A 26,621-nucleotide genomic window follows, 5' to 3' on the forward strand; every position below is an offset into this window, starting at 1 on the left:
CGCTCACCAGCCCATGAAGCGCCGGGCGCGCTCGCTCATGCGCTCGGGCGTCCAGGGCGGCTCCCAGACCAGCTCGACCGCGATGTCCGGCGCGCCGGGCAGCACCCGGGCGAGCTCGGCCTCCACGTCATCGACGATCACGTCCGCCACCGGGCAGGCGGCGGAGGTCATCGTCAGCCGCACGTCGACTTGCTCGCCGGCGACCTTCACGCCGTAGACCAGGCCCACGTCCACGATGGTGAGCGCCATCTCGGGATCCACGACGCGGGTGAGCGCTTCGAGGACCGGCCGGCGCAGCGCGTCCGGGCCCTCGTAGGGGAAAAGGGTGTCGGCAGGGGTATTCATGTGTGCACTCTCTCGCTGTGCGCCGTCCCTCCGGGAGGGACGTCGCGCGTCTCGGGGCTGCCCGGCGACACTCTCACGCGCCGTGTCCTTTCGGGTGGGGCGCGGGAGCCGCGACGCCGGGCGGCCGCCGCGTGAAGATGACCTCGGCGAGCGCGTCGCGGTTGTGCACCAGGTCCGCGAGCGTGTAGCCGTCGAGCACGAGGTAGAAGGCCTGCACCGCCTCGCGCAGCACGCCCTGCAGCCGGCACAGGTGCGTGATGCAGCAGTCGCCCTTGCTGTCGGCGAAGCAGCCGGTCGGCTCGTCGCCGTCCTCGGTGCGGCGCACGACCTCGCCGACGACGATCTCGGCGGCGGGCCGCGCGAGCTCCATGCCGCCGCCCTTGCCGCGCACGTTCTGCAGCCAGCCGGCCTTGCCCAGGGCGTGGACCACCTTGGTGAGGTGGTTCTCCTTCACGTCGAAGGAGGCTGCCACCTCGGCGATGGTGGCGCGGCGCCCGGGCTGCGCGGCCAGGTAGATCAGCACCCGCAGGCTGTAGTCGGTGAAGGCGGTCAGTTTCATGGCGGTCGAAGGGCGGACGGTGGCAGAAGGCTCAGGGTCGGGCGGCGACCGGCAGTGCCGCGGCGGTGAGCCGCGCGTCGGGGCGGCGCAGCAGCCGCACAGCGTACAGCGCGAGGAAGGCCGCACCGGCCGCGAAGACGATGTCTCCGGGGACGCGCAGCCACACCAGCGCCTCCATCACCGGGCTGTGGATCACCTCCGGCGAGCGGGCGTACCACAGGCCCCGCGTGATGCTGGCCCAGGCCTGGTAGAGGCCGGCCGGCAGCAGCGACATGAAGACCATCATCGCCAGGCCGATGTTCAGGCCCCAGAACGCGGGCTTGAGCAGGTGGTCGGCGTGCAGCTGGCGCTCGTAGAGGCCGCGCAGGCAGAACAGCATCAGCCCGATGCCGAGCATGCCGTACACGCCGAAGAGCGCGGCGTGGCCGTGCGCGGCCGTCGTGTTCAGGCCCTGCACGTAGTACAGCGCGGCCGGCGGGTTGATCGCGAAGCCGAGCACGCCCGCGCCCACGGTGTTCCAGAAGCCGACCGCGACGAAGGACAGCACGACCCACTTGTAGTGCGCCATCCAGGGCAGGTCGCGCGAGCGGCGCCAGGTGGCGAGCGCCTCCAGCCCGATCAGCGTCAGCGGCACCACTTCGAGCGCCGAGAAGACCGAGCCCACGGCGATGATCGAGGTGGGCGTGCCGGTGAAGTAGAGGTGGTGCAGCGTGCCGAGGATGCCGCCGAAGAGGAAGACGATGGTCTCGGCGACGATCGCGCGGTTGGCGCTCACGGCGCGCACCAGGCCGAGCTTCGTGAAGATCAGCGCGACGACCGCGGTGGCGAAGACCTCGAAGAAGCCCTCGACCCACAGGTGCACCAGCCACCAGCGCCAGTACTCGACCATCGAGTAGTGCGTGTGCTGGCCCCAGGTCAGCGAGCTCGCGTAGAAGCCGCCGATGCAGGTGGCCGACAGGAAGACCATCGCGATCAGGCCGCGGGTCTCGGACGGCTTGACCAGCGCCGGCCACAGCGCGCGCCCGAGCAGGACGGCCCAGAACAGCAGGCCCCCGAACAGCAGCCATTGCCACACGCGGCCCATGCTGGTGAATTCCAGCCCCTGGTTGCCGATCCAGAAGCTGAAGTCCAGGCCGCGGTGCTGCAGCGTGCCGAGCCAGCCGGTGACGGTCGAGCCGACGACGATGGCGATCAGCGCCCAGAAGAGGATGTCCACGCCGAGCTTCTGCAGCTTCGGTTCGCGCCCTCCGAGCAGTGGCGCGATGTACAGGCCCGTGGCGAGCCAGGCGGTGGCGATCCAGAAGATGCCGACCTGGGTGTGGATGGTGCGGCTGACGGTGTAGGGCAGCACCTGAGCCAGCGGCAGGCCGAAGAAGGCGTCGCCCTCGACCGCGTAGTGCGCGGTGACGATGCCCATCACGATCTGCAGCAGCATCAGGCCGACGACCGCGAAGAAGTACTTGCGCACGGCCTTCATCGACGGCGTGGCGACGATGGCGGCAAGCGGGTCGGTCTTCGGCGGCGTCACCTCATCGTCACCGTGCGTGCGGCCGCCGTGGAACCACAGCATCGCGGCGATGCCGGCGATCAGCAGCACGATGCTGACCATCGACCACACCGCGGCCGAGCTCGTCATCGTGTTGCCGACCAGCGGCTCGTGCGGCCAGTTGCTGGTGTAGGAGAGGCCCTGCTCGCCGGGGCGGTCGGTCGCGGCGGCCCAGGCGCTCCAGAAGAAGAAGGCGGTCAGCGCCTGGCGGTCCTCCTTCGACGGCAGCGCGCCCTCGGTCATCGCGTACTGCTCGCGCAGCGTCGCGAGCGAGGGATCGGTGCCGAAGAGGCCGTCGATGTGGGCGGCGACCTGCCGGATGGCCTGCGCGCGCTCGGCCGACACCTTCACGATGCCGGTGGCCTCGTCATGGGTGTTGCGGCGCATCTCCTCCCTGAGCGCGGCGGCGATCGCGCCGCGGTCGGCCGCGCCGAGACTGGAGGCGTCCTTGTTCAGCTGGCGCGTGCGGATGTCCTGCAGCGCGACCGCCTCGCGGTGCAGCCAGTCGGCCGACCAGTCGGGCGCGACGTAGCTGCCGTGGCCCCAGACGGTGCCGAGCTGCTGGCCGCCGGCGGCCAGCCAGGCCTGCTGGCCGCGCTGGATCTGCTCGCCGGTGAAGAGGGTCTCGCCGTCGGTGCTGACGACGGCGCTCGGGATGGGCGGCGCGCTCAGGTAGATCTGGTAGCCCAGGTAGCCCAGCGCACCGAAGGACAGCACGAAGATGAGCCCGAGCCAGCGCCACAGCCGGTGGGTGGTGTTCATGGGAAGGTCCTCGAAGGGAGTGACGGAGGGTCGGACTCAGGCGCCGCCGCAGCAGCCGCAGCAGCTGCCCTGCGCCTGGGGATCGGCGACCCGCGTGATCGCCACGCGCCAGGTGTCGGGGCCGGCCTCCAGGTAGTCCCAGGCGAACCTGCCCGGCATCTCGGCCTGGAACTGGTGGTACAGCGGGCGGGGGTCGTGGTCGTTCACGAGTTCCATCGCCTGACCGGCCGCGAGGCCGCGGAAGGTCGAGAAGATGCGGGGATGGCGCTCGCGCGGCGGGATGTCGCGGACGTCGACGGTGGCGGCAATGGAGGCGGCGGGGATCGTCATGGAGGGCTCCGTGGGTCGAAAGGTGTATTTCATATGCACCTATGCTAGGAACCCGGCCGCCGTCTGGCCTTGATTGCAATCAACTTCGCCGGAATCGCGCTCTCGCGACCGCGCGCGGTGCCCTGCGCATCACCCCGACGAACTGCGCCTGAAGGCCTGAAGAGCGGATCGCCCGGCCTGCGCGATGCCACGCACCGGGCCGGACGGCCGCGGTCCGGACCGGACCGGGAACGCAGGGAAGGAGCGCGGGGCTCGGCCCCTCAGCCCGTCAGCCGTCCGCGATAGAGCGCGGCGACGAGATCGGACTGCGTGACGATGCCGACCAGCCGGCGCTCGTGGTCGATGACCGGGATGTGGTGCAGCCCGAGGTCGGACAGCAGCGGCACCAGCTCGACGATGTGCCGGTCGACGCCGGCGGTCTGCACCGGCGCGGTCATGATCTGCCCGACCACCTCCGGCTTGTCGCCGTGCGTGCGCCCGCTGCGCCGCAGGAACGCGCGCAGCTTGTGCTCGAAGCCCTCGTGCCGGCCGAGGCCCGCGTGCTTCATGAAGTCGACCATCGTCAGGATGCCGATCACGCGGCGGGCGCGGTCGACCACCGGCAGCGCCTTGATGCGGTGATCCCGCAGCAGCGCCCAGGCGTCCTCGAGCCCGGTGCCGTACTCCACGGTGACGAGGTCGCGCGACATGATGTCGCCGCAGGTGATCTCGCCGAAGCGGCGCCGGTAGGCCTGCATCTCGGTCTGGCAGAACAGTGCGTCGAGATCGTCGCGGCTGACGTCGAGCACCTGGTTGTACTGCCGCAGCACCGCGTCGAGGTCCGCGCGCGTGAAGCCGAGGCGCTCGTTGGGCGCCGCATCGCCCGTGCCGTGTCCCGGAGCAGACGGCGGCTGGCGGTGCGGGTAGGGCCGCCGCGTCGCGTTGTTGAATGCCAGCGCCACGCACAGCAGCAGCAGCGAGTTCAGCCCCACCGGCGCGAGCACGAATCCGTAGCCCAGCGCCTGCAGCGCCGGGCCGCCGAGCACCGCGCTGAGCGCGATCGCACCGCCGGGCGGATGCAGGCAGCGCAGCGCGAACATCGCGACGAGCGCGCCGGCCATCGCCACCGCGGCCGCGAGCGGCGTGCTGCCGAGCACGAGCGCGCAGCTCACGCCGATGAGCGCCGACACGGTGTTGCCGGCGAGGATCGGCCAGGGCTGGGCCAGCGGGCTCGCCGGCAGCGCGAACAGCAGCACCGCCGACGCGCCCATCGGCGCGATCAGCACGCCCGCGTCCGTCCCGAGCAGCGCATGGCCCGCGAGCCCCGTCAGCAGGATGCCGAGCAGCGCGCCGCACGCGGCGCGCAGCCGCTCGCCCCGGTCGACCTCCTGCCGCACCGGCCTCAGCGAGCGCAGCGTCTCCCGCAGCGCCTTTGCCAGCCGTCCGCGCGGCGCGCGCCCGCCCTTGCGGGGCGCGACGCTCACGCGGGCTGCAGGGCTTCGAGCGGCCCGAAGAACTCGTGGCGCATCCGTTCGGCCGGCACGCCGAGCGACAGGGCCGCGGCGTACACCGCCTGCATGAAGGGCTTGGGGCCGAGGAAGTAGAGGTCGACATCGCGGTCCGCCGGCAGTTGCTGCGCGAGCAGCTCGGCCGAGATGCGGCCCCCGACGTGCGGCAGCTCCCCGCCCGCGCGCGGCTCGTCGTAGAGGAAGACGGGCCGCACGTTGCGGTGCTCGGCCGCGAGCGCCTGCACGCGATCGCGGAAGGCGTGGAAGCCGCCGTGGCGTGCCGCGTGCACGAAGCGGATCGGCCGCCCGCTCGGCGCCGCGGCCTCGAGCATGCTCATCGCCGGCGTGATGCCGACGCCGCCCGTCACCAGCAGCAGCGGCCGCGAGGCCGGCGCCTCGGCGTCGAGCACGAAGTCGCCGCAGGGCGCGAGCACCTGCAGCCCGGTGCCGACCGCCGCGTGGTCGTGCAGCCAGTTCGACACGCGCCCGCCCGCCTCGCGCTTGACGCTGATGCGGTACCAGGGCTTGCCCGGCGCGTCCGACAGCGAGTAGTTGCGGCGCACCGGCTCGCCGTCGATCGAGAGCACGAGCGTCAGGTACTGGCCCGGCCGGAACGCGAGCAGCGGCCCGCCGTCCACCGGCTCCAGGTAGAAGGACGTGACGATCTCGCTCTCGGCCTCCTTGCGTGCGATGCGGAAGGCCCGCTCGCCGCGCCAGCCGCCCGGAACCGCGGCATTGGCCCGGTACACCTCCTCCTCGGCCGCGATCAGCAGGCTCGCGAGCGCCCCGTAGGCCTCGCCCCATGCGGCGATGATCTCGTCGGTGGCGGCCTCGCCGAGCACCTCCCTGATCGCCTGCAGCAGGCACTTGCCGACGATCGGGTAGTGCTCGGGCAGCACGCCGAGCGCGGCGTGCTTCTGGATGATGCGAGGCAGCGCCCCGGCCAGCGCCTCCAGCCGGTCGATGTGCGCCGCATAGGCCAGCACCGCGCCGGCGAGCGCCCGCGGCTGGGTGCCCTCGGCCTGGTGCGCCTCGTTGAAGAAGGCCTTCACCTCCGGATGCTCGCGGAACATCAGCGGGTAGAAGTGGCGCGTGATCGCCTCGCCGTGCTGCTGCAGCACGGGCACGGTGGCCTTGACGAGGGCGATGGTCTGGGACGACAGCATGAGGAACGGCTCCGGTTCGGATGAATGACGACTTGTCCTGCATCAAGATCCGGGCCAGCAGCCGCACGCTTCCAAGTCCTTGATTCTTCGGCCCACACGGCGTGGGGTGGTCTTTCTCACCACGGACCTTCCGTCGTCGAAACGACCACAATGCGGTCCCGATGACCACCAACTCCCCCATTGCGACGAACGAGGAGGCGCGCCTGCGCCAGCTGCTGGCCGCGGCGCGGCGGATGGTGCGCTGCGACGCGGTGGCGCTGCTGCGCCTGGAGGGCGCGGTGCTGCGGCCGGTCGCGGTGGACGGCCTGAGCGAGGACGCGCTGGGTCGCCGCTTCCCGGTCGAGGCCCACCCCCGGCTGCAGCGCCTGCTGGCGAGCCCCGGCGGCCTGCGCTTTCCCGCCGACTGCGGCCTGCCCGACCCCTACGACGGCCTGATCGAGGGCCTGCCCGAGATCCTGCCGGTGCACGACTGCATGGGCGCGCCGCTCACGGTGGCGGGCCGGGCCTGGGGCCTGATCACGCTCGATGCGCTGGAGGCGGGCTGCTTCGAGCGCGTCGAGCCTGCACAACTGCAGGCGCTGGTGGCGCTGGTCGAGTCGGGCATCGAGGCGGCCGAGACGATCCGCGCGCTCGCCGAGCGGGCGGCGCAGGAGCAGGCCCTCGCACGGATGCTGCAGACGGGCGGCGCCGCGCGGCGCGAGCTGCTCGGCAAGAGCGCCGCGATGCAGCAGTTGCGGCGCGAGATCGACACGGTGGCGGCCTCCGATCTCACGGTGCTGGTCGTCGGCGAGACGGGCGTCGGCAAGGAGCTGGCGGCACAGCGCCTGCATGCGCACTCGTTGCGGCGCGAGCAGCCGATGGTGCACGTCAACTGCGCGGCGCTGCCCGAGAGCCTGGCCGACAGCGAGCTGTTCGGCCACCGCCGGGGCGCCTTCACCGGGGCGCTGCAGGACCGGGCCGGGCGCTTCGAGCTCGCCGACGGCGGCACGCTGTTCCTCGACGAGGTCGGCGAGCTGCCGCTGTCCGTGCAGGCCAAGCTGCTGCGCGTGCTGCAGGGCGGCGAGGTGCAGCGCCCGGGCAGCGACGCCCTGCTGCACGTCGACGTGCGCGTGATCGCCGCCACAAACCGCGACCTGGCCGCCGAGGTGGCGGCGGGGCGCTTCCGCGCCGACCTCTACCACCGCCTGTCGGTGTTCCCGCTGCGCGTGCCGCCGCTGCGCGAGCGCGGCCGCGACGTGCTCGCGCTCGCCGGCGGCTTCCTCGAGGAGAACCAGCACCGGCTCGGCGCGCGCAACCTGCGCCTGTCGCCGGCGGCCAAGTCGGTGCTGCTGCAGCAGTCCTGGCCGGGCAACGTGCGCGAGCTGGAGCACGTGGTCAGCCGGGCCGCGCTGCGCGCGCGCGCCGAGCAGGGCCGGGAGGCCCGCTGGCTCGCGATCGAGCCCCGCCACCTGGGGCTGACGGCCGACGAGGCCCCCTCCTCGTCGCCCCCGGCCGCCACCGAGGTGCAGGCAGCGGGGCAGACGCTGCGCGAGGCGACCGAGGACTTCCAGCGGCGCTGGATCGACGCAGCGCTCGCGCGCCATGACGGATGCTTCGCGGCGGCCGCGCGAGACGCCGGCATGGACCGCAGCAACTTCCACCGCCTCGCGCGCCGCCTCTCGGCGGCCGCGAAGCCGCGTGCGCCCCGCGGCTGAGGCGGCGGCCGCGGCGAGCTACCGCGCCGTCGTGCGGAACGCCAGCAGCATCAGCACCACGATCGCCAGCACGAACGAGACCCCCTTCCAGAACATCACCGGATTGCGCTCGATCAGCGGCAGGCTCCTGCGCGCGAGGAAGGCCTTGTTCGGATGGTGCAGGTCGAACACGAACTCCGACAGGTCCTCGTAGCGCCGGCCCGGCTCGGGGTGCACGGCCTTTCGCAGCGCCTCGTCGATCCAGACCGGGATCTCGCGGCGGTGATCGCGCACCGGGTCGTACCGCAGCTTCCTGCGGTCGGCTTCGGTGCGGATGCGCGCGACCTGCATGCCGTAGGGCAGGCGCCCCGACAGCATCTGGTAGGCGATGACACCGAGCGAGAACAGGTCCGAACGCGGCGTCCCCTCCTCCCCGAGCAGGTACTCCGGCGCCATGTACTGGGGGGTTCCCGGCAGCTCCTGCTGCCCGGCGGGCGAGGCCTCGGCGATGCCGGCGACCCTCGCCGCGCCGAAGTCGATGATCTTCACTGTGCCCGTCGTGTCGATCATCACGTTGTGCGGCCGCAGGTCCTGGTGCAGCATCTCGAGCCGGTGGAAGGCGCGCAGCCCGCGGGCGATCTGCTCGACGATGCCGCGCACCGTCTCGATGTCGGGACTCGGGTGGTCGATCATCCACTGCGCCAGCGTGCGGCCCTCGACGTACTCCATCACGCCGTAGAGGAAGCGGCGCGGCCGCGTCGACAGGCAGGGTTGCAGCACGTGCGCGCTGCGGATGCGCCGCGCGACCCATTCCTCCATCGGGAAGCGGTCCAGGTAGGCCGCGTCGTCGCGCATCGCCACCGACGGCGTCTTGAGGACCACCAGGGCGTCCGTCCCGACGTCCCGCGCCAGGTGGAGGTGGCTGCGGTGGCTGGCATGCAGCTCCCGCACGATGCGGAAGCCGTCGAACTCCATCCGGGGCTCCAGCAGGGGCGGCAGCGGCAGCGCGCCGAGCCGGCGGTGGAGCTCGCCGGCCTCGGCGTCCGGCAGCTCGTCGATGCGCACGATCTGCACGGTCAGGTTGTCCGGGCTGCCCTGCCGGTACGCCTCCTCCCCGATCTCCCGCGCGGCCGCCTCGAGGTCGCCGCAGTGCGCGGCGATCACCGCTGCGACGAAGCCCGGGCTCACGTGCTCGTGGACCCCGTCGGTCGCCAGCAGGAACACGTCGCCGGGCTCCACCGGCAGCGAGCGGTAGTCGATCTCGACGTGGCGGTCGATGCCCAGCGCCCGGGCGAGGTAGCTCTGCTGCGCCGACACGCGCACGCGGTGGTCCTGCGTCAGCTGCTCGAGCGTGGCGTCGTGCACCTGGTAGATGCGCGCGTCGCCGACGTGGAAGAGGTGCGCGGTGGCGGACTTGAGCACCATCGCGCTCAGCGTGCAGACGTGGCCGCGGTCCTTGTCGTAGCGCCCCTGGCCCTGCTGGGTCTGCGCGTAGAGCCAGGAGTTGGTCGCCACCAGCACCCGCTCGACGGAGGTGCGCACCGACCACGCGTCCGAGGTGCAGTAGTAGTCCTCCAGCAGGCTCCTCACGGCCGCCGCGGCCGCGACGTGGCTGACGTCGCTGCTGCTGATGCCGTCGGCCAGCGCGACCGCGATGCCCTTGGTGCGGAGCTGCGGCCCGGGGGGCACGCACAGCCCGTGGAAGTCCTGGTTCGAGGGCTTGCGCCCCTTGTCGGAATACTGACCCGCGGAGATCTTCAGCTGTCGTGCCATGGCGCATGCGGAAAGGCCCCGGCCGTCGATGCGGCCGGGGCCCGTTTCAGGGGGGTGCCGATCAGCCGAAGGTGCGCTTCGGCGCGGTGCGCACGTGCGTGGTGTAGAGCGTCAGGCCGGTGAAGGTCAGGCCGCCGACCAGGTTGCCCAGCACGGTCGGGAGCTCGTTCCAGATGATGTAGTCCATCAGCGAGAAGTTCGCGCCGGTCAGCAGGCCGAAGGGGAACAGGAACATGTTCACCACCGAGTGCTCGAAGGTCATGTAGAAGAACACCATGATCGGCATCCACATCGCGATCACCTTGCCGCTGACGGTGGTGGAGATCATCGCGCCGACCACGCCGGTGGACACCATCCAGTTGCACAGCATGCCGCGCACGAACAGCGTCAGCATGCCGGCCGCGCCGTACTGCGCGTAGCCGAGCGTGCGGCTCTCGCCGATGACGGAGATGGCCTCGCCCACCTTGTTCACCTCGGTGGCGAAGCCGTTGGTGAAGATGATCGCCATCAGCACCGCGACGGTGAAGGCACCGGCGAAGTTGCCGACGAAGACCAGGCCCCAGTTCTTCAGGATGGCCGGGATGGTGACACCCGGGCGCTTGTCCAGCCAGGCCAGCGGCGTGAGCACGAACACGCCGGTGAGCAGGTCGAAGCCGAGCAGGTAGAGCATGCAGAAGCCCACCGGGAACAGCACCGCGCCCAGCAGCGAGGAGCCGGTCTGCACCGAGACGGTCACCGCGAACACGGCCGCCAGCGCCAGGATGGCGCCGGCCATGTAGGCACGGATCAGCGCGTCGCGCGGGGCCATGTAGATCTTCGATTCGCCCGCATCGACCATCTTGGTCACGAACTCGGAGGGCATGAGGTAGGCCACTGAGTATCTCCAGTCTTCGATGAATCAGTCGCTGCGGCTCAGACGGCCACCAGCACGGTGTCGTCCTCGACGCGCACGGAATAGGCCCTGACCGAGTTCTCGGGCGCCTCCAGGCACTCGCCGCTTTCCAGGCAGAAGTGGTGCTTGTAGATCGGCGAGGCGACCACGAGGCGCTCGCCCAGGCTGCCCACCAGGCCGCGCGCGAGCACGCTGGCCTGCACGTTGGGGTCGACGTTGTCGATGGCGAACAGGCGCGGCTCCTCGCCGGCGAGGTGGAACACGGCGACATGCCGGCCCTCCACCAGCGCGCAGACGCCGGTGTTGGGCAGGATGTCGTCGAGGGCGCAGACGGCCCTCCAGAACTTGTCTTCGTTGGCGTGGCTCATGGCGTGCTCCTTCAGGCGGGTTGGACGGTTTCGCGTTCCTCGGGCGTGGCGGGCCGGATCTGGCCGCGCTCCTTCACGAAGACCACGTTCGGGTCGGGCAGGTCGCTGTTGACGAAGGGGCGGAAGCGCTTGCGCGTCTCCGGGTTGGTCACCGCGGCCTTCCACTCGCATTCGTAGGTGTCGACCACGTGCTGCATGTCGGCCTCCAGCTCGGCGGCGATGCCCAGCTTGTCGTCCAGCACGACCTCCTTGAGGTAGTCGAGGCCGCCCTCGAGGTTCTCGCGCCAGACGCTGGTGCGCTGCAGCCGGTCCGCGGTGCGGACGTAGAACATCAGGAAGCGGTCGATGTAGCGGATCAGCTCGGCCTTCGACAGGTCCGAGGCCAGCAGCTCGGCGTGGCGCGGCTTCATGCCGCCGTTGCCACAGACGTAGAGGTTCCAGCCCTTCTCGGTGGCGATCACGCCCACGTCCTTGCCCTGGGCCTCGGCGCACTCGCGGGTGCAGCCCGAGACGCCGAACTTGATCTTGTGCGGCGCGCGCAGGCCCTTGTAGCGGTTCTCCAGCTCGACGGCGAGGCCGACGCTGTCGTCCACGCCGTAGCGGCACCAGGTCGAGCCCACGCAGCTCTTCACGGTGCGCAGCGACTTGCCGTAGGCGTGGCCCGACTCGAAGCCGGCGGCGATCAGCTCCTCCCAGATCGCCGGCAGCTGCTCGACGCGCGCGCCGAACAGGTCCACGCGCTGCCCGCCCGTGATCTTGGTGTAGAGGCCGTACTTCTTGGCCACCTGCGCGACCGCCATCAGGCCGTCCGGCGTCACCTCGCCGCCCGGCATGCGCGGCACGACGGAATAGGTTCCATCCTTCTGGATGTTGCCGAGGAAGTAGTCGTTGGAGTCCTGCAGGCCGGCATGGTCGCGCTTGAGCACGAACTCGTTCCAGCAGGAGGCGAAGATGTTCGCGGCCACCGGCTTGCAGACATGGCAGCCCAGGCCCTTGCCGTGGCGCGCCAGCAGCTCCTCGAAGGTCTTGATCTTCTCGACCTTGATCAGGTGGAAGAGCTCCTGGCGGGAGTAGGCGAAGTGCTCGCACAGGTGGTTGTTCACCGCCAGGCCCTGCTTCTTCATCTCGGCCTTCATCACCTGCGTGACCAGCGGCACGCAGCCGCCGCAGGCCGTGCCGGCCTTGGTGCAGGACTTGAGCGCGCCGATGTCGGCGGCACCGCCCGCGACCGCCTCGCACAGCTGCGCCTTCGAGACGTTGTTGCACGAGCAGATCTGTGCCGAGGCCGGCAACGCGTCGACGCCGAGGCCCGGCCGGGCCTTGCCGTCGCCCTGCGGCAGGATCAGGAACTCGGGCGCCTCGGGCAGCTCGATGCCGTTGAGCGCCATCTGCAGCAGCGTCCCGTACTCCGCCGCGTCGCCGACCAGTACCGCGCCCAGCAGCTTCTTGCCGCACTCCGAGACGACGATCTTCTTGTAGACCTGCTTGCGCTCGTCGGTGAACTGGTAGGAGCGGCTGCCGGGGGTCTTGCCCATCGCGTCGCCGATGCTCGCCACGTCCACGCCCATCAGCTTGAGCTTGGTGCTCATGTCGGCGCCGCCGAACGCCGCCGCCTCGCCGGCCAGGTGCCGCGCGACGACGCGCGCCATCTCGTAGCCCGGCGCGACCAGGCCGAAGACCTGCCCGTTCCAGGCCGCGCATTCGCCGATCGCGTGGATGTCGGGGTCGCTCGTGAGGCAGCGCTCGTCGATGGCGATGCCGCCCCGGGCACCGGTCTCCAGGCCGCACTGGCGCGCGAGCTCGTCGCGCGGGCGGATGCCGGCCGAGAACACGATCATGTCGGTCTCGAGATGGCTGCCGTCGGCGAACACCATGCGGTGGCGGGCCTCGGTGCCGTCAACGATCTCGAGCGTGTTCTTCTGGGTGTGCACGCTCACGCCCAGTTCCTCGATCTTGGTGCGCAGCACGCGCCCGCCCGCCTCGTCGACCTGCACCGCCATCAGGCGCGGCGCGAACTCGACCACGTGCGTCTGCAGCTTCATGTCGCGCAGCGCCTTGGCGCATTCCAGGCCGAGCAGGCCGCCGCCGACGACCACGCCGCTGCTCGAGCGCTCGCCGCACTCGAGCATCGCCTCGAGGTCCTCGATGGTGCGGTAGACGAAGCAGTCCGGGCGGTCCTTGCCCGGCACCGGCGGCACGAAGGGATAGGAGCCGGTGGCGATCACGAGCTTGTCGTAGGGCAGCACCTCGCCGGCGGAGGTGGTGACGGTCTTGGCCGCGCGGTCGATTGCGGTGGCTCGGGTATCGAGCTTGAGCAGCAGATTGTCGCGCTCGAAGAAGCCCGGCGGCACCAGCGACAGCTCGTGCGCCGACTTGCCTGAGAAGAACTCGGACAGGTGCACCCGGTCGTAGGCGGGGCGCGGCTCCTCGCACAGCACCGTGACTTCCGCGTCGCGCATGCCGGCCGCGTCCAGGCTCTCCAGGAATTTCTGGCCCACCATGCCGTGGCCGATAAGGACGATCTTCATAGCTGCTCCGGTTCAGTGAGGTCGGATGAGGTCGGGGGTCTGTGCCGTGCGGCGGCAGGCATGCGGCAGCCTCGGGTGGACAGCGCACGCTGCCACCCCGGGTTGCCGGCGCGCCGGCCGGCTCGTCAACAGGAAAACGGGTTGTCGCGGGTCCGCGCCGGCCCCGTGAGCTTCACGAGGCGCGGCATTGATGCCGCCGCGACGCGGCACCACCGGGATGCAGACCGGGGTTCACGCGGAGGCAGACTTCAGCCTCCATGGGCGACCTCGTTGTCGCCCCGGTGAACCGGGCAGGATGAGCCGTCGCAGCGCGCCTCTCGGGAGACGCGCCCGGAGCTCATCGCTCGATACCGGCCTGCCAGCAGGCGACCGGTTGATGCAGATCAGACGCAACGACCGTGCCAGCCCCGGACCGCCGCGTTTCGTGCCGGAAGGCCGGCGAATGCACCAAGGCCGGGTGTCATGCGCCATCGCGGAGTCGCGACTTGGTGCATGCGCACTCGGACAGTGCGAACGGCCGTCGCGGCTTCGGGGAAGGCCTCCCGCCCCTCGCCGCGGGCCTCTCCCTGCGTCGGCATCGCCGCATCCGCGCCCCTGCGAGGCGGGGTGATCCTCGGCATCAATCCGTCCATGCCGCCGCCTGCCGCCGTGACGAACACCTCCACCGACCGCCTGACCCTGCTGCTCGAATCGACCGGCGAGGGCATCTTCGGCATCGACATGGACGGCTGCTGCACCTTCATCAACCGGGCCGCGGCGCAGATGCTGGGCTGGCCGGCGGAGCAGGTGCTCGGGCGCAACATGCACGATCTGATCCACCACTCGCACGCCGACGGGCGCCCCTACCCGGAGTGCGACTGCCCGATCTTCCATGCCTTCCGCCGCGGGCTGCCCTGCCGCCACGCCGACGAGGTGTTCTGGCGCGCCGACGGCAGCGCCTTCGCGGCCGAGTACTCCAGCCACCCGGTGCTCGAGAACGGCGTGGTGCAGGGCGCGGTGGTGACGCTGGTGGACATCACCGAGCGCAAGCGCGCCGAGGAGCTGCTGCGGCGCAGCCACGAGATGCTGGAGACGCGCGTGGCCGAGCGCACGCGCGAGCTGCGCGAGCTCGCCGCCCACCTCGAGGGCGTGCGCGAGGCCGAGCGCAAGCGCATCGCGCGCGAGATCCACGACGAGCTCGGCAGCCTGCTCGTGGCGCTGAAGATGGACGTCAACTGGCTCGAGCGCCGGGTGGACCCGGCCCGCCCGGAGCTCACCGCCAAGTGCCAGCGCATGGGCGCCCTGGTGGACGCCGCGGTGGACAACGTCGGGCGCATCATCACCGACCTGCGCCCGAGCATCCTCGACCACCAGGGCCTGTGGGCGGCGCTGGAGTGGCAGGCGCAGGAGTGGCAGCGCAGCGCCGAGGAGCTGCGCGTGGACTTCAAGATGTTCATCGAGGCCGGCGTCGAGCCGCCCGGGGGCGGCCTGTCGATCGCGGTGTTCCGCATCTTCCAGGAGATCCTCTCCAACGTCGCCCGCCATGCGCGCGCGCGCCACTTGTGGATCCGCATCGACGTGGACGCGCCCCCGAACCCCACGCTCTACCTGCACGTGCGGGACGACGGCGTCGGCACGAGCGCCGGGGCGCTGCATGCGCCGACGAGCTATGGGGTGCTGGGCATGCGCGAGCGCGCCGCGCATTTCGGCGGGCGCCTGGGCATCGACAGCGCGCCGGGACGGGGAACACAGGTGCGGCTGGTGATGCCGATCGCGCAGGAGGGAGGGAAGACATGAGGATCCGCGTGCTGGTCTGCGACGACCATCTCATCGTGCGCCAGGGCATCCGGCAGATCCTGGCCGACGCCGGCGACATCGCGGTCACGGGCGAGGCCGGCAGCGGGCCGGAGGCGGTCGCGCAGGTGCGCGCGGCGGCGGCCGCCGGCACGCCGCCGCACGTGGTGCTGATGGATATCGCGATGCCGCTGCGCGACGGGCTCGACGTGCTCAAGCAGCTCAAGGGCGAGTTCCCGAAGCTGCCGGTGCTGATGCTCAGCACCTACCCCGACCGGCAGTACGCGGTGCGCAGCCTCAAGCTCGGCGCCGCCGGCTACCTCAACAAGAGCGCCGACAGCGAGCAGATGATCGACGCGGTCCGCAAGGTCGCCGGCGGCGGGCTGTTCATCACGCCGAGCGTCGCGGAGCAGCTCGCCAGCGCGATGGGCGCCGGCGGCGGCCCGGCCGACGAGGCCCTGCCGCTGCACGAGCGGCTCTCGCGCCGCGAGTACCAGGTGTTCCGCCTGCTCGCCACCGGGCGCAGCGTCGGCGAGATCGCGGAGCAGCTCGCGCTGTCGCCCAACACCGTCAGCACCTACCGCGCGCGCATCCTCGAGAAGACCGGCGTGCGCAACGACGTCGAGCTCGCGCTCTACGCGGTGCGGCAGGATGGGCTGCAGGCCTGAGGCTGCCTCGCCGGGCCGCCCCGGGGCGCGAGCGGGCGAAGCCTGCCTTCCCTACAGCCGTGTAGTTCCAGCCCTACACGAGATCCACGGCATCCGCGATTCCGCGCGCGGCACCCCCTGCCTAGCATCGGTCCCATCGAACCTGAGGGACCGCCGATGCCAGCCGACCGCCATTTCGACCCCTACGACGCCGACCGCCCGCTGCTGATGCGCTGCAGCTGCGGCCGCCACGCCTCGGCGGCCGAGCACGATGCCGAGCTGTCGGCGCAAGGCGCCGCCGCCGAGCTGCGCCGCCGCAGCGAGAGCGCCGAGTTCGAGGCCTACTCGAACGCCTTCGTCGAGGCCACGCTCGTCAAGGCGCTGTTCCCGCAGGACGCGCTGCGCCGGCGCTTCCTGCGCGCCGTGGGGCGCGGCACCGCGATGGCCGCGATCGGCAGCGTGCTGCCGGTGGCCCCGCTGCAGGCCCTGGCGCAGGAGGCCGGCAAGCCCGGCACGCTGGAGAAGAAGGAGCTGAAGATCGGCTTCATCCCGATCACCTGCGCGACGCCGCTGATCATGGCCCACCCGCTGGGCTTCTACTCGAAGCAGGGCCTGGACGTCGAGGTGGTCAAGACCGCGGGCTGGGCGCTGATCCGCGACAAGATGATCAACCGGGAGTACGACGCCACGCACTTCCTGTCGCCGATGCCGCTGGCGATCACGCTCGGCGCGGGCTCCAACCCGCAGCCGATGCGGGTCGCGACGATCCAGAACACCAACGGCCAGGCCATCACGCTCGCGCTCAAGCACAAGGACAAGCGCGACCCGCGGCAGTGGAAGGGCTTCAGGTTTGCGGTGCCCTTCGAGTACAGCATGCACAACTTCCTGCTGCGCTACTACGTGGCCGAGGCAGGGCTGGACCCGGACCGCGACATCCAGATCCGCGTCGTGCCCCCGCCCGAGATGGTGGCCAACCTGCGCGCGGGCAACATCGACGGCTACCTCGGCCCCGACCCCTTCAACCAGCGCGCGGTGTTCGAGGAGGTGGGCTTCCTGCACCTGCTGACCAAGGAGCTGTGGGAAGGCCACCCCTGCTGCGCCTTCGGCACCAGCGCCGAGTTCATCCGCGCCCATCCCAACACCTTCGCGGCGCTGTACCGCGCGGTGCTGACCGCGGCCGCGATGGCGCGCGAGCCGAAGAACCGCGAGCTGATCGCCAAGGTCGTCGCGCCGCAGGCCTACCTCAACCAGCCCGAGACGGTACTGAGCCAGGTGCTCACGGGCCGCTTCGCCGACGGGCTCGGCAACGTCAGGACGGTGCCCGACCGCGCCGACTTCAACCCGATCCCGTGGCAGAGCATGGCGGTGTGGATGCTCACGCAGATGAAGCGCTGGGGCTACGTCAAGGGCGACGTGAACTACCGCCAGATCGCGGAGCAGGTGTTCCTGCTTACCGACGCGAAGAAGCACATGAAGGCGCTGGACATGAAGGTGCCCGACGGCGCCTACCCGAAGTTCACGATCATGGGCAAGGTGTTCGATCCCGAGAAGGCCGAGGCCTACGCCTCGAGCTTCGCGATCCGGAGGGCCTGAGCGATGAACACCGCGATGCAGGCCCAGGGCTTTCGCGCCGGGCTGCTGTCGATGGCGCTGCTGCTCGGGTTGCTGATGGTGTGGCACGTGGCCACGCGGCCCGCGGGCGGCGCCACGGCCCCGGCGGCACCCGCACTGACGGCCGAGCAGCTCGAGTACGCGAAGCTGATGGGCAAGGACCCGGGCGCCGAGGCCGGTGCGGCGCAGGCCGCCAAGTCGGGCTTCCCGACGCCGGCGCAGATGGGCGCGGCGGTGGTGCACCACCTGTCCTCGCCCTTCTACGACAAGGGCCCCAACGACAAGGGCATCGGGCTGCAGCTGGCCCACTCGCTCGGGCGCGTCGGGCTCGGCTACCTGCTCGCGGCGCTGGTGGCGATCCCGCTGGGCTTCGTGATCGGCATGAGCCCGCTGCTCCACCGTGCGCTGGACCCCTTCATCCAGGTGCTCAAGCCGATCTCGCCGCTGGCGTGGATGCCGCTGGCGCTCTACACGATCAAGGACTCGTCGATCAGCGGCATCTTCGTGATCTTCATCTGCTCGGTCTGGCCGATGCTGATCAACACCGCCTTCGGCGTGGCCGGCGTGCGGCGCGAATGGCTCAACGTGGCGCGCACGCTCGAGGTCCGGCCGGTGCGGCGCGCGCTGCAGGTGATCCTGCCCGCGGCGGCCCCGACCATCCTCACCGGCATGCGCATCAGCATGGGCATCGCCTGGCTCGTGATCGTCGCGGCCGAGATGCTCGTGGGCGGCACCGGCATCGGCTACTTCGTCTGGAACGAGTGGAACAACCTCTCGCTGCCCAACGTGATCTTCGCGATCCTGGTCATCGGCCTGGTCGGCATGCTGCTGGACCTGGCCTTCGCCAAGCTGCAAAAGGCGGTCACCTATGTCGACTGAATTCCTGAAGGTCGAGGCACTCACCAAGGCCTATCCCGGCTTCCCCGAGCCGGTGTTCGAGGACGTCAACTTCGGCATCGGGGAAGGCGAGTTCGTCTGCATCATCGGCCACAGCGGCTGCGGCAAGACGACCATCCTCAACGTGCTCGCGGGCCTGGAGAGCGCGAGCTCGGGCTACGTCTTCATGGACGGGCGCGAGGTGCGCGGCCCGGGCCTGGAGCGCGGCGTCGTGTTCCAGGGTCACGCGCTGATGCCGTGGCTGACGGTGCGCGCCAACATCGCCTTCGCGGTGCGCAGCAAGTGGCCGCACTGGCCTGCCGCGCAGGTGAACGAGCACGTCGAGAAGTACGTCGCGCTGGTGGGCCTGGCGCACGCGATCGACAAGAAGCCGCAGGCGCTGTCGGGCGGCATGAAGCAGCGCGTGGGCATCGCGCGGGCCTTCGCGATCGAGCCGCGCATGCTGCTGCTCGACGAGCCCTTCGGCGCGCTGGACGCGCTCACACGCGGCACGATCCAGGACGAGCTGCTGCGCATCTGCGCCGAGACGCGCCAGACCGTCTTCATGATCACGCACGACGTGGACGAGGCCATCCTGCTGGCCGACCGCATCCTCCTGATGAGCAACGGACCGCAGGCACGCGTGGCCGAGATCGTCAGGAACACGATGCCGCGCGAGCGCCAGCGCGCCACGCTGCACCACGACCCGCAGTACTACCGCATCCGCAACCACCTAGTGGACTTCCTGGTCACGCGCAGCAAGACGCTGTCGCATGGCCGCGCGCCCCAGGTGCCCCCCGAGGTCTGCCCCGGGCTGGAGGCCCAGCCCGAGGCCGATGCCTCCTCCCCCCTCCCCACCATCCCTCTGAGGAAAATCGCATGAGCCGTCTGGAAGTCACCGAGAAGATCGTCGCCACCAAGGTGGCCAAGGGCCTGAAGTGGGCCGATGTCGCCGCGAAGGTCGGCCTGAGCAAGGAATGGGTCACGGCCGCCTGCCTGGGCCAGATGACGCTCGACGCCGAGCAGGCGGGCGTGCTCGCCGAGATCTTCGGGCTCACCGACGAGGAGAAGAAGTGGCTGATGGTGGTGCCCTACAAGGGCTCGCTGCCGACCAGCGTGCCGACCGACCCGCTGATCTACCGCTTCTACGAGCTCGTGAGCGTGTACGGCACCACCTTCAAGGAGCTGATCCACGAGGAGTTCGGCGACGGCATCATGAGCGCGATCGACTTCAGGATGGACCTGCAGCGCGAGCCCCACCCGGCCGGCGACCGGGTCAGCATCGTCATGTCGGGCAAGTTCCTGCCCTACAAGACCTACTGAGCCGCCGAGGCAGCCGCGCCCGCCGCTGCCGCCCTTCCCCGCCGGGACTGCCGCGCCTGAGGACGGCGGCGGAGGCCGCGAACGGCACCGGCGTCACCGATTGGGTCAGCGCCGGTGCCGCCGTCTGCACCCGCACCCTGCGGGCGACACCGCCGATGCCGAACCGGACGGCCGCCGGAAGAGGGCTGCTTCGCGACGCTTCCGCCCGGACCGCCGGTGCGGGCCTTCGGGGGACGTGCCCCGAGGACGGAGCATTCGGCCCTCGGGCAGGACGAGGGGACCGGTCCCGGGTCCCTGTTCGCGTGACCACGAGCTTGCCTCCTTCGGGGTCCGGCATGTCGCAGCCCCTTGTTCGACATGTCGCGAGGTCCAGGCAAGCCGCCCCTATCCATTCAGTAGATTTCCTGGACAAATACAATCCATCAGATGGATCTGAGAACGATCGATCTGAACCTGCTGGTGGTCTTCGACGCGATGATGGATTGCCGCAGCGTCACGCGCGCCGGGGAGATGGTGGGCCTGAGCCAGCCGGCCATGAGTGCCGCGGTGGCCCGGCTGCGCGCCCTGTTCGACGACCCCTTGTTCGTGCGGTCCGGGGCGGAGATGAAGCCCACGCCACGGGCGCTGGAGCTGGCCGAGCCGATCAAGCGGGTGACGGAGATGATCCGCTGCGAGGTCCTGCAGCGCTCCGGCTTCGTGCCCGCGACCACCGACCGGATCTTCACCATCCTCACGCCCGACATCGGCGAGATCCATTTCCTGCCCCGGCTGCTCGAGCACTTCGCACGGGAAGCGCCCTCGGCGCATCTGCGCACGATCGCGAAACCCAGGCTGGCGGCGGCCGAGGCGCTGGAGTCGGGCGCGGCCTCGCTGGCCATCGGCTACTTCCCCGACCTGCAGAAGGCGGGCTTCTACCAGCAGAAGCTCTTCGACAACCCCCACGTCTGCATCGTGCGGCGGGGGCATCCGACGGTGGGGCCGGGCATGACGCTCGACGAATACCTCGCCGCCTCGCATGCCGTGGTCCACCCGGACGGCCGGGAACATGTCTTCGAGCAGTTCCTCCAGGAGCGGGGGCTGCGGCGCAAGGTGCTGGTGGAGATGTCTCACTTCATGAGCCTGCTGCCGGTCATCGAGAGTTCGGACCTGGTGGCCGCGGTGCCGCGCGACCTGGCCGACGTCTGCAGCCGCTACGCGGACCTCCACATCCTCGACATCCCGCTCGAGGTGCCCGTGATCGCGGTGCACCAGTTCTGGCATTCGCGCTTCCACAAGGATCCGGCCAACGCCTGGCTGCGCGGCGTGGTGCGCTCGCTGTTCTCCCAGGATGGCGGCGAGGCCGGGACAGGGGCGCGGCCCTAGCCTCGCTGCGCGAGAGGAGCCGGGGCTTATTCGGCCGGCCTCGTGCGTCCCCGCAGGAACTCCAGCACCGGCCGGGTGAGCGACTCGTCGCCGGTGTTGATCGAGTAGACCTGGGTCAGGTGGTTGTGGCCGCGCACGACATGGAGATCCGGCGAGAAGCCGTGCCTGGACACGAGCCGCGCGAACAGCTCGCCGGCCTGCACCTGCATCTGCATCGGGTCCATCTCGGCATAGGTGAGAAGGATTGGGAAAGGGGCCGCGTCGACGAGGTCCACCGTGGACATCGCGCCCCAGGCCGAGGTGTCCGGGCCGAAGTAGGCCTCGTTGCGCGGGTCGGGCGTGGCGATGCCGAACTGCCGGCGCGCCAGCGCCTCCAGCCGGGCGTTGTAGACGCCGGAGACCAGCACCGCGCCGACGATTTCCAGGCCCTCGGGCGGATGGAAGCGCTTCACCAGCGTCGCCGCCGCCACGTGCGCCGCACCGGCGGACTCGCCCATCAGCACGATGCGCTGCGGATCGCCGCCGAACTCCGCGGCGTTCTGGCGCAGCCAGCGCAGCACCGAGGCGATGTCCTCGGCCCCGGCGGGCCAGCGGTGCTTGGGCCCGAGCCGGTAGTTCGGCACCGCCGTCACGAAGCCCTCGCGGGCGAAGAAGTAGCCGGCGTTGTCGCGATCGGCCTTGTCGCCGCGCACGAAGCCGCCCCCGTGCACGAAGACCAGCACCGGCCGGGGGCCGGGGGCGGCGGCCTCGGGCGCATAGACGTCCAGGCGGTGGCGCTCGTCGCTGCCGTAGGCAAGGCCCGTGGTGCGGCGCACGCCCTCGCGCGGCTGCTTCGCGAGCAGTGGCTCGTAGAGCGTCTTCGTGCCGGGCACGTCGATCACCGGTCCCTGCGCCCGCACCCGGGCCTCGATCCCGGGCGGCACGCCGTTCGGGGTCGCCATCGCGGCACCCATGCCGAGCGGCAGCATGCCGCAGGCGAGAGTGCGCCACCAGCGTCGCCAGGCACGATTCATTGCAGATCTCCAGGTTGCTTGTGGAAGCGGCCGTTCTTCATGATGGCCTTCAGCTTGTTCTTGTCTTGCAGCACGGCGATGTCGCGGCAGGGATCGCCCTCGACGAGCAGCAGGTCGGCGAGGAAGCCGGGGCGGACCTGCCCGAGCTCCATCCCCATCAGCTCGCCGCCGAGCTGCGTCGCCGCGTGCAGCGCCTCCGCCGGCGTGTAGCCGAAGTGCCGCACCCACAGCTCCAGGTCCCGGGCGTTGCGACCGTTGGGGTTGAAGGGAAAGCCGTAGTCGCCGCCCGGCAGCAGCTTCACGCCGCGGCGGCGCAACTCCGGCACGAGCGCGCGCTGGCGCTCCAGCACGATCGCGGCGTCCTCCTTCATGTGGCGCATGTCGAAGTGCGGCGGCGGACTGGCGTCGAGCGTGGCCTGCACGATGCCGATGGTGGGGGCGACGAAGATGCGCTCGCGCGCCTGCTCCAGCAGCTCCAGCGCCTCGTCGTCGGCATAGGTGCAGTGGTAGAGCACGCGAAAGCCGTGGCGCACGCCCAGCTTCACGGCCTCGGCCGCGTGGGCGTGGCCCGTGAGCCACACCCCGCTCTCGCGCGCCTGCTCGCCCGCGGCGCGCAGCTCGTCCTCGGTGTAGAGCAGCCGGTGGGAGGCGCCGGGCTGCAGCGCGCTCTCGCCCGAGATCAGGAACTTCACCGACTTCGCGCCGATCGCGGCGCAGCCCTTGACGAAGGCACGCACGCTGTCGGCACCGCGCCCGTGCTCGTCGATCTCGCCGGGGTCGAGCTGCGCGTCGTCCACCGGCGGCACGCGCTCGACCGACGAGGCCACCAGGCGCGGCCCGGGCAAGCCGCCGTCGTCGATGTGCCGCTTGAGCACGATCTCCAGCTTCTTGCTCAGCGCGCCGGCCGAGTAGGCGCTGGTGAAGCCGTGGTCGAGCAGGATGCGGGCGTTGCGCGCGGCCGTGAGGGCCAGCTCCTCGGGCGGCAGGTGCATGCCGGGCACGAACTTCTCGACGCTGCTCGGCCAGGTCAGGTGGGCATGCGCCTCGACCAGGCCGGGCATCAGCGTGCCGCCGCGGCCGTCGATGACGAGCGCGCCCTCGCGCGAGACGCGCTCGCCGTCGCGGGCGAGCTGCACGATGCGCTCGGCCTCGACGCGGACCTCGCCCTCGAAGGGCTCGGCGCCGCTGCCGTCGAAGACGCGCACGTTGGTGAACACGGTGGGACTCATCGATGTGTCCTCGGAAACCCTGGATGGAATGGAGGGGCGGGCGGGCTCAGTCCGGCGTCGCCTCGCGCAGCAGCGCACGCTGCACAGACGGGCGAAGCGCCATGCGACCGGCATGCTCGCGGAGTCGCGGGAAGGCCTCGGGGGCGATGCCGGCGTCGCACGCCCGCCCCCAGGCCCAGAACAGGTAGGCGTCGGCGACCGACCACCGCGCGCCCGCGAGCCAGGGCCCGCACTCCAGCCGGTCCTCGGCGACCTGCAGCTGCGCGGCCAGCTCCGCGCAGGCCAGCGCCTGCACGCGCCCGGCCGCGTCCGGCAGGTCGCAGACGCGCTGCGGCATGCGGGCGCGGAAGATCAGCGGGTGCAGCCCCGAGGCGCACCAGGACAGCAGCGACAGCGCCTGGGCCTGCGCCCAGGGGTCGGACGCCGGCAGCAGGGCGGCCGCCGGGAAGCGCTGCGCCAGCCAGGCGAGGATTGCCACCGTCTCGGTCAGCACGCCCTCGCCCGTCACGAGCACCGGCACCCGGCCCTTGGGATTGAGGCTGCGGAACTCGGCCGTGCTGTGCTCGCCGCGGGCGAGCACGACCGGCTGCGCGCGGTAGGTCGCGCCCGCCTCCTCCAGCGCGATCAGGCTCACCCGGGAGCAGGCGCCCGGGGAGAAGTACAGGGTGAGCAAAGCACCCGGATCGGACCTGTCGCTCATTCCGGCAGCACCCCGATCTCCCGGGTGATCTGGGCCCAGCGCGAATGCTCGGCTCGCAGGAAGCTGCCCAGCTGCTCGGCGTCCATGCCGGGATCGGCGATCGGGCCGATGGTCGCGATGCGTTCGGCCACATCGCGCTCGGCCAGCAGCTTGCGCAGATCGGCGCTGAAGCGCGCGACGGCCGCGGGCGGGGTGCCGGCGGGCGCCACCACGGCGAACCAGCCGACCATCTCGAAGCCCGGCAGCCGCTCGGCCAGGGCCGGCACGTTCTCCCATCCCGGAATCCGCTCCGCCGAGGTCGTGGCCAGCAGGCGCAGCCGCCCCTGGCGGATCAGCTGCGCCGAGGAGGCGAGATCGCCCACCACCGCATCGACATGCCCGCCGATGAGGTCCTGCATCGACACGCCCACCGACGCATAGGACACGAGGTTGGCCTTCATGTCGGCCCGTGCGTTCAGCAGACGGGCGATCATGCCGCTGAAGGTGCGCGGCCCCTCGTTGCCGAGCGCCAGCTTGCCCGGCTCCGCCCTGGAGCGCGCGATCAGGTCGTCGAGGGTGCGCACCGGCGACTGGGCCGCGACCAGGATGCCGAAGGGACTGCGGCCGACGAAGGCCACCGGCGTGAAGTCCTTGACCGGGTCGTAGGGCAGCTGCTTGAACAGGAAGCGGTTGGTGACGAGCGCCGCGGTGGTGGCGAAGTAGAAGCTGTGGCCGTCGGCGGGCGAGCGGGCCGCGGCCTGTGCGCCGATCGTGTTCTGGCCGCCCGGCCTGTTCTCGATGACCACGGCCTGGCCCCAGCCCTTCGTGAGGTGGTCGCTCAGGATCCGGGCCACGTTGTCGGGGCCGGAACCTGCCGGCTGCGACAGCACCAGCCGCACCGGCCTGTCCGGCCAGCCCTGGGCGCGCACGCCGGGGGCCGCGCTCAGCAGGCCGAGCGGCAGGCCCAGGCCCAGGAATGCATTGAAGCTGCGTCGATTCATCACTCTGTCTCCTCTTGGGGGAAATGGACCGGGCCGGTCTCGCGCGCCCCCGCGGGAATCCGCCGGTGCACGAGCCGCCTCCTGTTCTTGCCGCGTGTCGTGGCCGGGCGGCGTTCAGCCCAGCTGCCCCATCCACTCGTCGAGCAAGCGCTGCAATGCCCCGGCATCGGCCGCGACGCCCCACACGTAGTGGTCCGGCCGCACCAGCGCGGCATGGCACTCGTGGCGCCGGAACCAGGCGGCCAGCACGCCCTCGGCTTCCGCGAGCGAACCTGCCGCCGACCCAATGCGCACGCAGCCCGGTGCGGGCTGCCGCGGCTCCAAGGACGCCAGCCGCTCGTCGAGCACCAGGCGCCAGCCGTGGCCGGCGACCGCGTCGAGCCGCTGCTTCTCGCCGCCCTGCAGCACCCAGGGCTGCGGGAAGAGCGTGCCGCGCGCGCTGTTCGGCTCGCGCTGCAGCAGGCCCTGCTCCAGGCGCGGCAGCACGTCCTGGCGCGGCGTGTCCCGCACCGTGCCGCCGCACTCGGCGAGCAGCCGCGCGTCGCGCTCGCGCGCCCGGGCCGGGTCGCGCTCGCAGATCACCGCGCCGACGGCCTTGATGCGGCTCGTGAGCTCGCGCACATGCGCCTTGCGCTCGACCCCGTAGCTGTCGAGCAGCCGCTCGGCGGCCTCGCCCGCCACCTCGCCCTTGAGCACCGCGGCGAGCTTCCAGCTCAGGTTGCTCACGTCGCGCACGCCCTGGCACATGCCCTGGCCCAGGAAGGGCGGCTGCATGTGCGCGGCGTCGCCCGCGACGAAGACGCGCCCGCGCCGCCACTCGGAGGCGACCAGCGCATGGAAGCGGTAGCTCGCCTGGCGCCACAGCTCGCCGTCCTCGGGCCCGATCCAGCGCGCGAGCAGCTTCCAGGTCGCCTCGGGCGTGGCGGCCTGCTTCGGATCCTCCCCCTCCTTGAGCGAGATCTCCCAGCGGCGGTGATTCTTCGGGCCGATCACGTAGGTGCAGGGCCGGTCCGGCTCGCAGTACTGCACGCTGGTCTTCGGCAGCTTCGCGAGGCCCTTTTCATTGGCCAGCACGTCCACCACCAGCCAGGGCTCGTCGAAGTCCAGGTCCTCCAGCTCGATGCCGACCATCGCGCGGGTCGGGCTCGAGCCGCCGTCGCAGGCGATCACGTAGCGGGCCCGCACGGTGCTCCCGGCCCCGTCGTCGGCCTGCAGCGACAGCGTCACGCCCTCCCCGTCCTGCGCCAGCGCGCGCATCTCGGTACCCAGCGCCACGGTGACGTTGGGCATCTGCGCCACGCGCTCGCGCAGCGCGCGCTCCACCGGCGGCTGCGTGAACACGAGCGAAGGCGTGTAGCCCTGCGGGTAGGGCGGCTCGATCATCGTCATGCGCTTGATCAGCCGGCCGTCCGCGCCGAAGTACTCCGAGGGCGTGAAGGGCTCGAAGTAAGGCGCGATGGCGTCGTTGATGCCGATCTGCTGGAACACGCGCATGATCTCGTGATCCAGCGCGATGGCGCGCGGGATCTCGTAGACGCCGTGCATGCGGTCGCAGACGTGCACGCGCAGGCCCGCCTGGCCGAGCAGCGCGGCGGCCACCGCCCCCGAGGGGCCGAAGCCGACGATCGCGACGTCGTAGAGGGTGTCGTGGTTCTGTGCCATCGGGGACCTCGCGCCG

Annotated in this window: 23 protein-coding genes; 8 read left to right on the plus strand and 15 right to left on the minus strand. The window is 71.2% G+C overall.

Annotated elements, in window-relative coordinates:
* Positions 1-3: 3 nt before the first annotated feature.
* The 6 genes from D3A59_RS12800 to hmpA form a co-directional block, all read right to left on the minus strand.
* Complete coding sequence (locus D3A59_RS12800) at positions 4-345, minus strand: metal-sulfur cluster assembly factor (RefSeq protein ID WP_119155328.1); 342 nt, start codon at positions 343-345, stop codon at positions 4-6.
* A gap of 73 nt (positions 346-418) precedes the next feature.
* Complete coding sequence (locus D3A59_RS12805; RefSeq protein WP_119155329.1) at positions 419-904, minus strand: Rrf2 family transcriptional regulator; 486 nt, start codon at positions 902-904, stop codon at positions 419-421.
* 31 nt (positions 905-935) lie between these two features.
* Positions 936-3,212, minus strand: coding sequence for a nitric-oxide reductase large subunit (locus tag D3A59_RS12810; protein ID WP_119155330.1), 2,277 nt, complete (start codon positions 3,210-3,212; stop codon positions 936-938).
* Between the two features lie 36 nt (positions 3,213-3,248).
* The gene (locus D3A59_RS12815; protein WP_119155331.1) at positions 3,249-3,542 is read right to left on the minus strand and encodes a DUF2249 domain-containing protein; all 294 of its coding nucleotides are present in this window, start codon (positions 3,540-3,542) and stop codon (positions 3,249-3,251) included.
* Positions 3,543-3,802: 260 nt separating this feature from the next.
* On the minus strand, positions 3,803-5,005 hold the full coding sequence (locus tag D3A59_RS12820) for an HPP family protein (protein WP_419187256.1): 1,203 nt from the start codon (positions 5,003-5,005) through the stop codon (positions 3,803-3,805).
* Positions 5,002-6,195 carry an NO-inducible flavohemoprotein gene (hmpA, locus tag D3A59_RS12825; protein WP_205665190.1) on the minus strand — a complete coding sequence of 398 codons (1,194 nt, stop codon included), beginning with the start codon at positions 6,193-6,195 and terminating at the stop codon, positions 5,002-5,004. The genes D3A59_RS12820 and hmpA overlap by 4 nt, the downstream gene beginning before the upstream one ends.
* A 161-nt stretch (positions 6,196-6,356) precedes the next feature.
* Here hmpA and norR point away from each other — a divergent pair, with 161 nt between their 5' ends.
* Complete coding sequence (norR, locus tag D3A59_RS12830) at positions 6,357-7,889, plus strand: nitric oxide reductase transcriptional regulator NorR (RefSeq protein WP_119155332.1); 1,533 nt, start codon at positions 6,357-6,359, stop codon at positions 7,887-7,889.
* Positions 7,890-7,907: 18 nt separating this feature from the next.
* On the opposite strand, the gene D3A59_RS12835 is transcribed toward norR, so the two are convergent.
* The 4 genes from D3A59_RS12835 to nirB form a co-directional block, all read right to left on the minus strand.
* Entirely contained in the window at positions 7,908-9,641 is a 1,734-nt protein-coding gene (locus D3A59_RS12835) for a bifunctional protein-serine/threonine kinase/phosphatase (protein WP_119155333.1), read from the minus strand.
* A 61-nt stretch (positions 9,642-9,702) separates the two neighbouring features.
* A complete protein-coding gene (locus tag D3A59_RS12840; protein ID WP_119155334.1) occupies positions 9,703-10,515 on the minus strand; it encodes a formate/nitrite transporter family protein in 813 nt (270 codons plus the stop codon).
* A 38-nt stretch (positions 10,516-10,553) separates the two neighbouring features.
* Positions 10,554-10,901, minus strand: a complete 348-nt coding sequence (gene nirD, locus D3A59_RS12845) for a nitrite reductase small subunit NirD (protein ID WP_119155335.1) — start codon at positions 10,899-10,901, stop codon at positions 10,554-10,556.
* An 11-nt stretch (positions 10,902-10,912) separates the two neighbouring features.
* Positions 10,913-13,429, minus strand: a complete 2,517-nt coding sequence (gene nirB, locus D3A59_RS12850; RefSeq protein ID WP_119155336.1) for a nitrite reductase large subunit NirB — start codon at positions 13,427-13,429, stop codon at positions 10,913-10,915.
* A 630-nt stretch (positions 13,430-14,059) separates the two neighbouring features.
* On the opposite strand from nirB, the gene D3A59_RS12855 reads away from it, so the two are divergent.
* From D3A59_RS12855 to D3A59_RS12885, 7 genes are all read left to right on the plus strand, one after another.
* Positions 14,060-15,205 carry a PAS domain-containing sensor histidine kinase gene (locus D3A59_RS12855; protein WP_119155395.1) on the plus strand — a complete coding sequence of 382 codons (1,146 nt, stop codon included), beginning with the start codon at positions 14,060-14,062 and terminating at the stop codon, positions 15,203-15,205.
* Positions 15,202-15,870, plus strand: a complete 669-nt coding sequence (locus D3A59_RS12860) for a response regulator (protein WP_119155337.1) — start codon at positions 15,202-15,204, stop codon at positions 15,868-15,870. Before D3A59_RS12855 ends, D3A59_RS12860 begins: the two co-directional genes overlap by 4 nt.
* A 156-nt stretch (positions 15,871-16,026) precedes the next feature.
* Positions 16,027-17,442: a CmpA/NrtA family ABC transporter substrate-binding protein gene (locus D3A59_RS12865; protein ID WP_119155338.1), complete on the plus strand. Its 1,416-nt coding sequence runs from the start codon at positions 16,027-16,029 to the stop codon at positions 17,440-17,442.
* 3 nt (positions 17,443-17,445) lie between these two features.
* Complete coding sequence (gene ntrB / locus D3A59_RS12870; RefSeq protein ID WP_119155339.1) at positions 17,446-18,339, plus strand: nitrate ABC transporter permease; 894 nt, start codon at positions 17,446-17,448, stop codon at positions 18,337-18,339.
* On the plus strand, positions 18,329-19,219 hold the full coding sequence (locus D3A59_RS12875; protein ID WP_119155340.1) for an ABC transporter ATP-binding protein: 891 nt from the start codon (positions 18,329-18,331) through the stop codon (positions 19,217-19,219). The genes ntrB and D3A59_RS12875 overlap by 11 nt, the downstream gene beginning before the upstream one ends.
* A complete protein-coding gene (gene cynS, locus D3A59_RS12880; protein ID WP_119155341.1) occupies positions 19,216-19,659 on the plus strand; it encodes a cyanase in 444 nt (147 codons plus the stop codon). Before D3A59_RS12875 ends, cynS begins: the two co-directional genes overlap by 4 nt.
* Before the next feature lie 426 nt (positions 19,660-20,085).
* Positions 20,086-21,021, plus strand: coding sequence for a LysR family transcriptional regulator (locus D3A59_RS12885; protein WP_119155342.1), 936 nt, complete (start codon positions 20,086-20,088; stop codon positions 21,019-21,021).
* 26 nt (positions 21,022-21,047) lie between these two features.
* On the opposite strand, the gene D3A59_RS12890 is transcribed toward D3A59_RS12885, so the two are convergent.
* The 5 genes from D3A59_RS12890 to mhpA all read right to left on the minus strand — a co-directional run bounded on the left by D3A59_RS12890 (position 21,048) and on the right by mhpA (position 26,605).
* Positions 21,048-22,034 carry an alpha/beta hydrolase gene (locus D3A59_RS12890; protein ID WP_240636047.1) on the minus strand — a complete coding sequence of 329 codons (987 nt, stop codon included), beginning with the start codon at positions 22,032-22,034 and terminating at the stop codon, positions 21,048-21,050.
* Positions 22,031-23,263, minus strand: a complete 1,233-nt coding sequence (locus tag D3A59_RS12895; protein ID WP_119155343.1) for an amidohydrolase family protein — start codon at positions 23,261-23,263, stop codon at positions 22,031-22,033. Before D3A59_RS12895 ends, D3A59_RS12890 begins: the two co-directional genes overlap by 4 nt.
* A 46-nt stretch (positions 23,264-23,309) precedes the next feature.
* Complete coding sequence (locus tag D3A59_RS12900; RefSeq protein WP_119155344.1) at positions 23,310-23,963, minus strand: glutathione S-transferase family protein; 654 nt, start codon at positions 23,961-23,963, stop codon at positions 23,310-23,312.
* On the minus strand, positions 23,960-24,943 hold the full coding sequence (locus tag D3A59_RS12905; protein WP_119155345.1) for a Bug family tripartite tricarboxylate transporter substrate binding protein: 984 nt from the start codon (positions 24,941-24,943) through the stop codon (positions 23,960-23,962). Before D3A59_RS12905 ends, D3A59_RS12900 begins: the two co-directional genes overlap by 4 nt.
* Before the next feature lie 114 nt (positions 24,944-25,057).
* Entirely contained in the window at positions 25,058-26,605 is a 1,548-nt protein-coding gene (gene mhpA / locus D3A59_RS12910; RefSeq protein WP_119155346.1) for a bifunctional 3-(3-hydroxy-phenyl)propionate/3-hydroxycinnamic acid hydroxylase MhpA, read from the minus strand.
* Between the last annotated feature and the right edge of the window lie 16 nt (positions 26,606-26,621).

Origin of the sequence: Caldimonas tepidiphila (assembly GCF_003569765.1) — a bacterium.
Taxonomy (GTDB): domain Bacteria; phylum Pseudomonadota; class Gammaproteobacteria; order Burkholderiales; family Burkholderiaceae_C; genus Caldimonas; species Caldimonas tepidiphila.